Raw genomic sequence first — 10,362 nt, forward strand, 5'->3', positions numbered from 1 at the left:
GCCGAAGAACGTGGTCGCCGAGTTCGGCGAAATCCACCCGCGCATCCTCAAGGCGCTGGACGTGGAGGGGCCCCTCTACGGCTTCGAGCTGAACCTCGAGGCCATCCCCGAGCCGAAGAAGAAGCCCACCAAGACCAAGCCCGCCCTGGCGCTCAGCCCGCTGATGCCGGTCCGCCGCGACTTCGCCTTCGTGGTGGATGCGGCGACCCCAGCCGGCGACCTGGTCAGGGCAGTCGCCGCCGCAGACAAGGCGCTGATCTCCGAGGCGCGGGTGTTCGACGTCTACCAGGGCAAGGGCGTGGCCGAAGGCGCCAAGTCCCTCGCCGTGGAGGTGGTGCTCGCCCCCCACGAGAAGACCCTCACGGACGCGGAGATCGAGGCCCTTTCCGCGCGCATCGTCGCCGCGGCGGAGAAGGCGGTGGGCGCGAAGCTGCGGGGCTGAAGACCTCTCCCTTCGCGTAGCGGGGGGAGAGTCTGAGCTAACTTGACTTCCGTGGCGGTGAAGCTGGCCTCCTGAGTTCCCACACCCCAGGAGCCCCGCCATGGAGATCAACGGCGTCGCCCACATCTTCGTCACGGCGGGGGACTTCCCCGTCGCGAAGGCCTTCTACGAGAAGCTGCTGCCGTTCCTCGGCCTGACGCCGGTGCTCGACAACGACAACGTTTTCTACTGCGTCGGCGGCCGCACGGGCTTCGCGGTCCAGCGGCCGGCGCCGCAGCACGCGGGCGAGCGGTTCGTGCAGAACCGGGTCGGACTGCACCACGTCTGCTTCCGCGCCCGCGAGCGCGAGCACATCGACGAGGCCTACACCTTCCTGAGGGAGATCGGCGCGACGATCGTCCACGGGCCGCAGGATGACCAATACGCGCCCGGCTACTACTCCATCCTGTTCGAGGATCCGGACGGCGTGCGGCTGGAGATCAACCACGTGCCGGGCCGCGGCGTGTTCGACACGCCCGAGCAGCAGGTTCGCGCCTACCCGGTCTAGGCGTTATACCCACCGCCCGAGCAAAGGAGCCCCGCCGTGGTGGACATCTCTGATTTCATCGAAGACGGCCCCGACGATGGGGACGACGGCGGCGTGGCCGAGGACCTGGTCGCGCTGAAGGCGTGCCTGCGGGCGCTCGCCGACGCCATCGCCAGCACCAACCTCGCCGTCATCGCCGGCGGCCAGGGCGACGCCCAGGCCGCGACCCAGCGGGTGCACGCCTCGGTCGCCGCCCTCAAGCGGTTCCACGAGAGCTTCCAGGTGCTCGACAAGGCGGAGGGCGACGAGGAGGAGGCGGAGGAGGAGGAATAACTCCCACCCGCCCATTCCGGCTTAGCCGGGATGAGCGGGGTCGGAGTGGCCTTAGAACGGCAGGATGTTCCGCTGGCGGGTGTAAGCGAGGTAGCCGATGTTGGCGCCCAGGCGGAAGCCGACGCCCGCGCGGATGGGGGCCAGGGTGATGTCGCTGGCCCGCTGGTAGTTCACGCCGAGGCCGCCGACGAAATAGGCCGAGCCCTCGACGCCCGGGAAGCGCTGGAAGATCGCGTCCGGGTAGTGGAGATTGTAGACGAGGGTGAACACCCGGCTGGCGTTGCCGCCCAGGTCGAAGCCGACCGTCGGGCCCTGCCAGAAGACCTCCACCGGCTCCTTGTCCTTCATGTAGAGCAGGCCGCGTCCGTAGCGCGCGCCGACCGTCACCGCGCCGGAGGCCTCCTCGCCGGCGATGTAGGCGGTGGGCTGGCCGTACTGGCCGAAGATCCGCTCGATGGCCCCGCCGGCCGCCTCGGCGGTGACGCCCATGAAGTCGGAGACGCCGGTGACGATCTCGTCCTGGGTATAGGTGCGCGCCCGCTGCTGCGGCTCGGGCGGCGGCGCGGCCGGCGGCGGCTCCTGGTGCGAGAAGTCCGGCGAGGGGCGCTCGCCCATCTGCTGCGGCGTCGCGCAGGCCGACAGGCCGACCACGGCCAGACCGGAGGTGATGAGGGTGCGACGGTCCATAAGACCTCTCCTTGAAACGACTGCGGCCGTCCCTTGCCTTCGAGCGGAGAGGTTTGCGGCGGGGCCCGTTAATGCGCGATTAAGCATAACGCCGCGGCTTCACGTGCTCTGTCGGACTCCCGGGAATGTGATAGACGCCGCCCCATGACGACGCCGCTCTCGCGTATCCGCAACTTCTCCATCGTGGCCCACATCGACCACGGCAAATCGACCCTGTCCGACCGCCTGATTCAGGAGACCGGCGCGCTGACCCAGCGCGAGATGACCGAGCAGGTGCTCGACAACATGGACATCGAGCGCGAGCGGGGGATCACCATCAAGGCGCAGACCGTGCGCCTGCACTACCGGGCCGCCGATGGGGAGGACTATGTCCTCAACCTGATGGACACCCCAGGCCACGTGGACTTCGCCTACGAGGTCTCCCGCAGCCTGGCCGCCTGCGAAGGCTCGATCCTGGTGGTGGACGCCTCGCAAGGGGTCGAGGCCCAGACGCTGGCCAACGTCTACCAGGCGATCGACAACGGCCACGAGATCGTGCCGGTGCTGAACAAGATCGACCTGCCGGCCGCCGAACCCGACCGGGTGCGCCAGCAGATCGAGGACGTCATCGGCCTGGACGCCTCTGACGCGATCGAATGCTCCGCCAAGACGGGCGTCGGCATCCGCGACGTGCTTGAGGCGGTGGTCACCCGCCTGCCCGCGCCCAAAGGCGATCGCGACGCGGCGCTGAAGGCGCTGCTGGTGGACGCCTGGTACGACCCGTACCTGGGCGTGGTGGTGCTGGTCCGCGTCATCGACGGGGTGATGAAGGCCGGCCAGCGCATCCGGATGATGCAGCAGGGGGCGACCTACCAGATCGACCGGATCGGCGTCTTCCGCCCCAAGCAGACCGAGACCGGCGAGCTCGGCCCCGGCGAGATCGGCTACATCACCGCCCAGATCAAGGAAGTGGCCCACGCCGCCGTCGGCGACACCATCACCGACGAAAAGCGCCAGGCCGCCGCCGCCCTACCCGGCTTCCGCGAAGTCCAGCCGGTGGTGTTCTGCGGCCTCTTCCCGGTCGACGCCGCCGACTTCGAGGACCTGCGGGCCGCCATCGGGCGCCTCCGCCTGAACGACGCCTCCTTCACCTACGAGATGGAGACCAGCGCCGCCCTCGGCTTCGGCTTCCGCTGCGGGTTCCTGGGCCTGCTGCACCTGGAGATCATTCAGGAGCGGCTTTCCCGCGAGTTCGACCTCGACCTGATCGCGACGGCGCCCAGCGTCGTCTACAAGGTCAAGCTGACCAACGGCGACGAGATCGAGCTGCACAACCCGGCCGACCTGCCTGACCCGGTGCGGATCGAGAGCATCTCCGAGCCCTGGATCAAGGCGACCATCTTCACGCCGGACGAATACCTCGGCTCGATCATCAAGCTGTGCCAGGACCGGCGCGGCGTGCAGCGCGAGCTGTCCTACGTCGGCGCGCGGGCGCTGGTGGTCTACGACCTGCCGCTGAACGAGGTGGTGTTCGACTTCTACGACCGGCTGAAGTCCATCTCGAAGGGCTATGCCTCCTTCGACTACGCGATCGAGGGCTACCGCGAGGGCGACCTGGTGAAGATGTCCATGCTGGTCAACGGCGAGCCCGTGGACGCCCTTTCGATGCTGGTGCACCGCGACCGGGCCGAGACCCGCGGCCGGGGCATGGTCGAGCGGATGAAGGATCTCATCCCGCCGCACATGTTCCAGATCCCCATCCAGGCCGCCATCGGCGGCCGGATCATCGCCCGCGAAACCGTCCGCGCCCTGCGCAAGGACGTGACCGCCAAGTGCTACGGCGGAGACGCCAGCCGCAAGCGCAAGCTCCTCGACAAGCAGAAGGAGGGCAAGAAGCGCATGCGCCAGTTCGGCAAGGTCGAGATCCCCCAGGAAGCCTTCATCGCCGCCCTGAAGATGGACGCGGACTAACCCCATCTCTCGTCATCGCCGGGCCTGTCCCGGCGACCCAACCCGAAGCTGACGCGCAGCCTCATCGGGATGAATGGCCGGCATGAAGCCGGCCATGACGTGGAGAGTTAGGAAGCCATGCGCTTCCTTTGCGACGAGATGCTGGTGAGGCTCGCCCGGCTGCTGCGGGCGGCCGGGTACGACACCGTGCTCGCCGAGGGCGGGGCCGCGGACCGGACGCTGCGGGACCTGGCCCGGGCGGAGGGGCGGATCCTGGTCACCCGAGACCGGGACCTGGCGCGGCTGACGGCGCCGGCCTCGGTGCTGATCACGGCTCCGGGCATCGAGGCCGAGGCGCGGACGCTCAGCGAGGCGCTGCCCATCGCCTGGTCGCTCGCCCCCTTCACCCGCTGCGTGATGGACAACACTCCGCTCAACGAGGCCACGCCCGATCAGATCGCGCAGATGCCGAAGGAGTCGCAGGCGATGGCTGGGCCGTTCCGGGCCTGCCCCACCTGCGGGCGGCTCTATTGGCCGGGCAGCCACGCGAAGCGCATCGCCGCTCGGCTGGAGCGGCTGGCGGGCGTTGAACGAAGCGGCGGCGCAGACTAAATCCGCCGAAGCTTGGCTTTATCAACGCGCTGACACGCACCGGAGAACCCACCATGAAGAAGGCGATCCTTCTCACCGTCGCCGCCCTGATCCTGGCGGCCTGCAACACCGTCGAGGGCGTCGGCCGCGACCTGGAAGCCGCCGGCGGCGCCGTCGCCGACACGGCGCGCGACACGAAGAACTGAGCTTCCTTCCCGCTCATTCCCGCGCGCACGGGAATGAGCGGGAGTATGGGAACCGGAGGGACGTGGACCGGTTCGATCAAGGAATCCACCCACATCCGGAGCCGCCTATGTCCACCTCCAAGCACCCGCCGGCCGGCCAGGCGCCCGCGCCCCGCGACGACCTCGAAGACAATCCCGGCATCGGCTCGTCCAAGGGCACGACCATGTCAGGCGAGGACCCTCACATCCTGCAGGGCGAAAGCGGGGACGAGGGCGACGTCGAGAACGACACCGACGCCACCGGCGCCCCGACGCCCCAAGAGCAGCACCGCACTAACCCGTAGGCGCTGCGACAGCTTTTCACTCTTACCTTCCGGGCCCCGCCGGCCCATATGGCCGCTCATGTCCGACACTCCTCGCCCCCTCGTCCCTGCGATGCTGCGGGGCCTCCGTGGCCGCTGCCCCAAGTGCGGCGAGGGCAAGCTGTTCTGGCGCTACCTGAAGGTGACGCCGAACTGCGAGGCGTGCGGACATGACCTGGCGTCCTATCCGGCCGACGACGGCCCGGCCTATCTGACCATCCTGCTGGTCGGTCACCTGATCATCGCCCCGCTGCTGCTGTTCCCGTTCATCTGGGAGAGCTCGCCGTGGATTGTGGTGCCCGCGACCCTGATCCCCCTGGCCATCGCGACCCTGGTCGCCCTGCCATTCGTCAAGGGCGGCTTCATCGGCGTGCTCTATTCGGTGGGCGTGCGGCGCAGCGACGCCAAGCTGCACACGGCGGACGCCGCCGACTAGCTGCGCCCTAGGCGCCGGAACCTTCACCGTCACGCCCCGTTCCAAAGCCAGGCTGGCCGCGAACAGCGGTCATCGAACGGAGGCGACACGCCATGTCACTTGGCATGATCCTGCTTATCGTGCTGGTCCTGGCCCTGATCGGCGCCCTGCCGAGCTGGGGCTATTCGCGCAGCTGGGGCTACGCCCCCTCGGGCGCGCTCGGGCTGGTGCTGGTGATCGTCCTGATCCTGGTCCTGATGGGCAACATATAGCCCGGCTCGACCAGACCCCTTCCGCCGGGGCGTAGAGGCGGTCTAGCATCCTCCTCGGGGCGCGACGCCTCGGGGAGGATCCATGACAGCGACCGAAACGGGCGCCGAAGCGCAGGCGCCGGCGGGCGTATTTTCGAAGAGCATCACCAGCGGGCAGCGGCTCAGGGCCATCCTGGGCGGGTCCTCCGGCAACCTCGTCGAGTGGTACGACTGGTTCGTCTACTCGGCCTTCGCGGTCTATTTCGCCAAGCACTTCTTCCCCAAGGGCGACGAGCTCGCCCAGCTCCTGCAGACCATGGCGGTGTTCGCCGTGGGCTTCTTCGCCCGGCCGGTCGGGGCCTGGCTGATGGGGCTCTACGCCGACCGGGCGGGCCGCCGGACGGCCCTGACGGTCGCCGTCGGCATGATGTGCCTGGGCTCCTTCATCATCGCCATCCTGCCGGGCTACGCGACCATCGGCGTGGCCGCCCCGGTGATGCTGGTCGTCGCGCGGCTGCTGCAGGGGCTGTCGGTCGGCGGCGAGTACGGGGCCAGCGCAACCTATCTCTCCGAGATGGCCGGACGCGAGCGACGCGGCTTCTGGTCCAGCTTCCAGTTCGTGACCATGGTGATGGGCCAGCTGCTGGCGCTCGGCATCCTGGCGCTGCTGCAGAACACCCTGACCACGCCCCAGCTGGAAGCGTGGGGCTGGCGCATCCCCTTCTTCATCGGGGCGCTGATGGCGGTGGTGGTGTTCTGGATCCGCAGCCGGCTGGAGGAGAGCACCTCCTACGAGAACGCCAAGGCGGCCGGCGTCGAGCGCGCCCGGACCATGATGCTGTTCATGAAATACCCGAAGGAGACCCTGGCGATCTTCGGCTTCACCGCCGGCGGGTCCGTCGCCTTCTACACCTACACCACCTACATGCCGAAGTTCCTGGCCAACTCGGCAGGCTTTGCGCCGACGACGGCGACGGCGATCAGCGCCGCGTCCCTGGTGCTCTACCTGATCAGCCTGCCGATCTACGGCTGGATCTCCGACCACATCGGCCGCAAGCCGACGCTCGGGCTGGCGTTCGGCGGCGGGGCGCTGGTCACCTACCCGCTGATGACTGGCATCCTGAACAGCGGCGATGCGGTGGCCGCCTTCCTGATGGTTTCGGCCCTGGTGGTGATCCTGTCGGGCTACAATTCGATCAGCGCCGTGGTGAAGGCCGAGCTCTTCCCCACCAACGTCCGGGCGCTCGGCGTCGCCCTGCCCTACGGCATGGCCACGGCCACCTTCGGCGGCACCGCCGAGATGCTGGCCCTGTGGTTCAAGCGCCAGGGGATGGAGAGCGGCTTCTTCATCTACGTCTCGATCGTCATGGCCATCGCCTTCCTGATCGTCTTCCGGCTGCGCGAGACCCGCACCCACAGCCTGATCCTGGAGGACTAGCCTGGGCGCGCTCGACATCGCGGCGCTGGCGCTGTTCGCCCTCTGCTGGCTGGCCTACGAGCCGCTGCTGAAGGCGCTGTCGCGCGGCAAGGGCGCCATCAACACCGACATGCAGACGGTGCGCACCGCCTGGATGGTCAACATGGCCGGGCGCGAGAACCGGTTCATGGACGGCCAGCTGCTCAGCAACGCGCTGAACTCGGCCTCCTTCTTCGCCTCGTCCAACCTGCTGCTGATCGCGGCCACGGCGGGGGCCCTGTTCGGCGGCGAGGCGACCTTCCGCGCCGTCTCGTCCCTGACCCTGATCGAAACCACGACACGGACCATGCTGGAGATCCAGCTGGCGCTGGTGATGATCTCGCTGGCCCGGGGACTGCTCGACTTCATCTGGTCGATCCGCCAGATGAACTACTGCCTGGCCGCCATTGGGGCGGCGCCCGACACCGAGGATAAGGCGCGGGAGCAGGCCTACGGCCACGCCGCCGCCCGCCTGCTCAACCCGGCCCTGACCAGCTTCAACACCGGCGTGCGCGGCTACTACTTCGCCCTCGCCGCCGCCGCCTGGGTCTTCGGCCCCGAAGCCTTCATCGTCGCCACCGTCGGCGCGGTCGGGCTGCTCGTCTGGCGTCAGCGCAAGTCGCCCGCCTCGCGGGCGGTGGCGGAGCTGCGAAGGCTGCTGGAGTAGCGGCCCTCCTTCCTTTCCCGTTCACGGGAAAGGAAGGGGTCAAACGAGCCCCAGCTCCTTCTTCACCGCCTTGGTCAGCTTGGCGCTGACCAGCGCGTGGGCGGTCTTCAGCCAGTCGGCGACTTCGGCGTCGTCCAGCGCGGAGGCGTCGTCGAACCGCACCCCCTTGGACTTGGCCAAGTATGGCGCCGGCCGCGCGCGGCCGGTCTCGGTCAGGGCCTCGAAGGCGATGTCGGTGACCTTCAGCGACAGGTTGCTCCCGGCCCCGTCGGTAGCGGCGAACATCTTGCCGCCGACCTTGTAGACCCGGTCGTCGCCCCACTGGATCGACAGCGCGGCGCCGGGGAGCGCCAGGGCGGCGGCCTTCAGCGCCTGAGGCGTCATACGCCGACGCCCGTGCCGATCGGGCAGGTCACGCCGGTGCCGCCGACGCCGCAATAGCCGTTCGGGTTCTTGGCTAGGTACTGCTGGTGGTAGTCCTCGGCGAAGTAGAAGGGCCCGGCCGTGCCGATCTCGGTCGTCACCCGGCCATAGCCCCTGGCCGAGAGCGCCTGCTGGTAGGCCTCCAGGCTGGCGGTGGCCGCGCTGGCCTGGGCGTCGTTGTAGACATAGACGCCCGAGCGGTACTGGGTGCCGATGTCGTTGCCCTGGCGCATGCCCTGGGTCGGGTCGTGGCCCTCCCAGAACACCTTCAAGAGGTTCTCGTAGGTGACGACCTTCGGGTCGTAGACCACCAGCACCGCCTCGGTGTGGCCGGTGCGGCCCGAGCAGACCTCCTCGTAGGTCGGGTTGGGCGTGATGCCGGCCACGTAGCCGACCGCCGTCACCCAGACGCCCGGGACCTGCCAGAACTTGCGCTCCACGCCCCAGAAACAGCCCATGGCGAACTGGGCCATCTCCAGCCCCTCCGGATAGGGCCCCTTCAGCGGCCGGCCGTTGACGTAGTGGGTCTGTGCGGTCGGCAGCTCGGCCTGGCGGCCCGGCAGCGCCTCTTCCGGGGTGGGAAGCTCGAGCGTCCTCTTGGCGAACAGCATCGGGGCCTTCTTCGGCTGGAGGGGAAGTCGCCCTGCAAGATAGGGCGCCGAGGCCCCGATTGCATCGCCCGGCGCAGGCGCGGCGGCAAATCACCGTGCCTTCCCAGCTACTTGGCCGCAGCTTGCGAGCGGCGCTTGCCGCGGTAGGCCCCATCGCTATATTGCGCGCCTTCCGAAACGGGGGCCTAAGGCTCCCGCGCCGGTGGGTGAGGTGGCCGAGTGGTTGAAGGCGCACGCCTGGAACGCGTGTATAGGTGAAAGCCTATCGAGGGTTCGAATCCCTCTCTCACCGCCGTTGGCGAGGACCGGGACTCCGGCGCTCCACGGCTGGCCTTGAGTATTGCCGGCGGCGCGACGCAGGATGGGCCGACACCCACGCGGAGCGGCCATGCCCCCTAGCGACTCTCAGGATCGACCGCCGCCCGCGGTGACGGCGCGGCTAAGAGAGCTTGCGCCGTACCTTCGAGCCGGAGGCCGGCCGCTGGTCTTCTCCGGCGCAGGGGGCGGCAAGGCCGAGGCGGCCGCCGACCTGGCGCGCGAACTGGGCATGGAGCTGCACCGCGTCGACCTGGGAGAGGTGCTCAGCAGATACCTGGGCGAGACAGAGCGGAACCTGACCACCGTTTTCGAGACGGCGGAGACCGAGGGCGCCGTGCTGTTCTTCGATGAGGCCGACGCCTTGTTCGGCCGGCGCACCGACGTGCGCGACAGCCATGACCGCTACGCGAACGCCGCCGTGGGCGCCCTGCTGCGCGCCCTGGAGACCCACCGCGGGCCGGTGGTGTTCGCCAGCACGCGCCCGCTGGGCCCGGAGCTGGCGGGCGCGGCGGAGGTGTCGTTCCCCGGCGCGCCGGCCGGCGTTCCGCTGACGCGAGGCACGGTGACGAACGCCGTCGATCCGCAGGGCCTAGGACGGGTGCAGGTCTCGCTGCCCCACATCCTCGGCGACGAGGCCCTTTGGGCGGAGGTGCTTCAGCCCCAGGCGGCCGGGCTGGCTGTCGGCGAGGCGGTCCTGATGAGTTTCGTCGACGGCGATCGCGCCCAGCCGGTGGTGCTCGGCAGGCTCGGTCGGCCCGCCTGACCTCAGCCCGCGGCGGCGGCCAGCACCGCCTCCCGGTGCGCCAGCGCAACGGCCGCGGGCAGCGAGGACCACGCCTGGATCAGCGAGCCGCGGCCGAAGGCAGGGGAGAAGTGCTCTACCGCGCCGGGCCAGCCACGCGCCAGGCAGGTCTCCCACCAGCGGGTCAGGGGATGGCGCCAGCCGCTGAGGCCGCGGCGCAGGCGCTCGCGCGCATAGAGGCCGTCGAGCCAGGGCCAGTCGCCGCCATTGTGATAGCGGCCGGGAAAGGCGCTCTTGGCCCGCAGGTCCGCGCGGCGGCGGTAGGGCGGGTTCACGCAGGCCAGGCCCCAGGGCCGCTGGAGCCGGCCGGGCACGGCGTCGAGGTAGGCCAGGGTCTCCCGCTCCGGCAGCGCCTCGAACGCTG

At 69.4% G+C, this 10,362-nt stretch carries 15 protein-coding genes, 1 tRNA gene and 1 pseudogene; 13 read left to right on the top strand and 4 right to left on the bottom strand.

Going from position 1 to position 10,362, the window contains the following annotated elements:
• The 3 genes and pseudogenes from VHK87_RS08785 to VHK87_RS08795 all read left to right on the top strand — a co-directional run.
• Window positions 1–442: pseudogene (locus tag VHK87_RS08785) on the top strand (phenylalanine--tRNA ligase subunit beta); the annotation flags it as partial.
• A 100-nt stretch (window positions 443–542) separates the two neighbouring features.
• Window positions 543–989: a VOC family protein gene (locus tag VHK87_RS08790; protein ID WP_329634525.1), complete on the top strand. Its 447-nt coding sequence runs from the start codon at window positions 543–545 to the stop codon at window positions 987–989.
• Between the two features lie 39 nt (window positions 990–1,028).
• Window positions 1,029–1,301, top strand: a complete 273-nt coding sequence (locus tag VHK87_RS08795) for a hypothetical protein (protein WP_329634526.1) — start codon at window positions 1,029–1,031, stop codon at window positions 1,299–1,301.
• Between the two features lie 51 nt (window positions 1,302–1,352).
• On the opposite strand, the gene VHK87_RS08800 is transcribed toward VHK87_RS08795, so the two are convergent.
• Window positions 1,353–1,988 carry a DUF1134 domain-containing protein gene (locus tag VHK87_RS08800; protein ID WP_329634527.1) on the bottom strand — a complete coding sequence of 212 codons (636 nt, stop codon included), beginning with the start codon at window positions 1,986–1,988 and terminating at the stop codon, window positions 1,353–1,355.
• Between the two features lie 144 nt (window positions 1,989–2,132).
• On the opposite strand from VHK87_RS08800, the gene lepA reads away from it, so the two are divergent.
• The 8 genes from lepA (at window position 2,133) to VHK87_RS08840 (ending at window position 7,844) form a co-directional block, all read left to right on the top strand.
• The gene (lepA, locus tag VHK87_RS08805; RefSeq protein WP_329634528.1) at window positions 2,133–3,938 is read left to right on the top strand and encodes a translation elongation factor 4; all 1,806 of its coding nucleotides are present in this window, start codon (window positions 2,133–2,135) and stop codon (window positions 3,936–3,938) included.
• A gap of 117 nt (window positions 3,939–4,055) precedes the next feature.
• Complete coding sequence (locus tag VHK87_RS08810; RefSeq protein WP_329634529.1) at window positions 4,056–4,529, top strand: DUF5615 family PIN-like protein; 474 nt, start codon at window positions 4,056–4,058, stop codon at window positions 4,527–4,529.
• Window positions 4,530–4,582: 53 nt separating this feature from the next.
• Entirely contained in the window at window positions 4,583–4,714 is a 132-nt protein-coding gene (locus tag VHK87_RS08815) for an entericidin A/B family lipoprotein (RefSeq protein WP_329634530.1), read from the top strand.
• Between the two features lie 107 nt (window positions 4,715–4,821).
• A complete protein-coding gene (locus VHK87_RS08820; RefSeq protein WP_329634531.1) occupies window positions 4,822–5,037 on the top strand; it encodes a hypothetical protein in 216 nt (71 codons plus the stop codon).
• 91 nt (window positions 5,038–5,128) lie between these two features.
• Window positions 5,129–5,491, top strand: a complete 363-nt coding sequence (locus tag VHK87_RS08825; protein WP_329634532.1) for a DUF983 domain-containing protein — start codon at window positions 5,129–5,131, stop codon at window positions 5,489–5,491.
• A 92-nt stretch (window positions 5,492–5,583) separates the two neighbouring features.
• Window positions 5,584–5,742, top strand: coding sequence for a DUF3309 family protein (locus VHK87_RS08830; RefSeq protein ID WP_329634533.1), 159 nt, complete (start codon window positions 5,584–5,586; stop codon window positions 5,740–5,742).
• Between the two features lie 82 nt (window positions 5,743–5,824).
• Window positions 5,825–7,159 carry an MFS transporter gene (locus VHK87_RS08835; RefSeq protein ID WP_329634534.1) on the top strand — a complete coding sequence of 445 codons (1,335 nt, stop codon included), beginning with the start codon at window positions 5,825–5,827 and terminating at the stop codon, window positions 7,157–7,159.
• A 31-nt stretch (window positions 7,160–7,190) separates the two neighbouring features.
• Entirely contained in the window at window positions 7,191–7,844 is a 654-nt protein-coding gene (locus VHK87_RS08840) for a DUF599 domain-containing protein (protein ID WP_329634539.1), read from the top strand.
• Window positions 7,845–7,883: 39 nt separating this feature from the next.
• Here the strand turns inward: VHK87_RS08840 and VHK87_RS08845 are convergent, their stop codons facing one another.
• Both VHK87_RS08845 and msrA read right to left on the bottom strand, forming a co-directional pair.
• A complete protein-coding gene (locus VHK87_RS08845; RefSeq protein ID WP_329634535.1) occupies window positions 7,884–8,228 on the bottom strand; it encodes an MmcQ/YjbR family DNA-binding protein in 345 nt (114 codons plus the stop codon).
• On the bottom strand, window positions 8,225–8,878 hold the full coding sequence (msrA, locus tag VHK87_RS08850; RefSeq protein WP_329634536.1) for a peptide-methionine (S)-S-oxide reductase MsrA: 654 nt from the start codon (window positions 8,876–8,878) through the stop codon (window positions 8,225–8,227). Before msrA ends, VHK87_RS08845 begins: the two co-directional genes overlap by 4 nt.
• 205 nt (window positions 8,879–9,083) lie before the next feature.
• On the opposite strand from msrA, the gene VHK87_RS08855 reads away from it, so the two are divergent.
• Window positions 9,084–9,170: transfer RNA gene (locus tag VHK87_RS08855), tRNA-Ser, on the top strand.
• Between the two features lie 96 nt (window positions 9,171–9,266).
• Window positions 9,267–9,959, top strand: coding sequence for an AAA family ATPase (locus VHK87_RS08860; RefSeq protein ID WP_329634537.1), 693 nt, complete (start codon window positions 9,267–9,269; stop codon window positions 9,957–9,959).
• 2 nt (window positions 9,960–9,961) lie between these two features.
• Here the strand turns inward: VHK87_RS08860 and VHK87_RS08865 are convergent.
• A partial coding sequence (locus tag VHK87_RS08865) for an amylo-alpha-1,6-glucosidase (protein WP_329634538.1) occupies window positions 9,962–10,362 on the bottom strand: 401 nt, incomplete at its 5' end.

The organism is Phenylobacterium sp. (assembly GCF_036263695.1).
GTDB lineage: Bacteria > Pseudomonadota > Alphaproteobacteria > Caulobacterales > Caulobacteraceae > Phenylobacterium.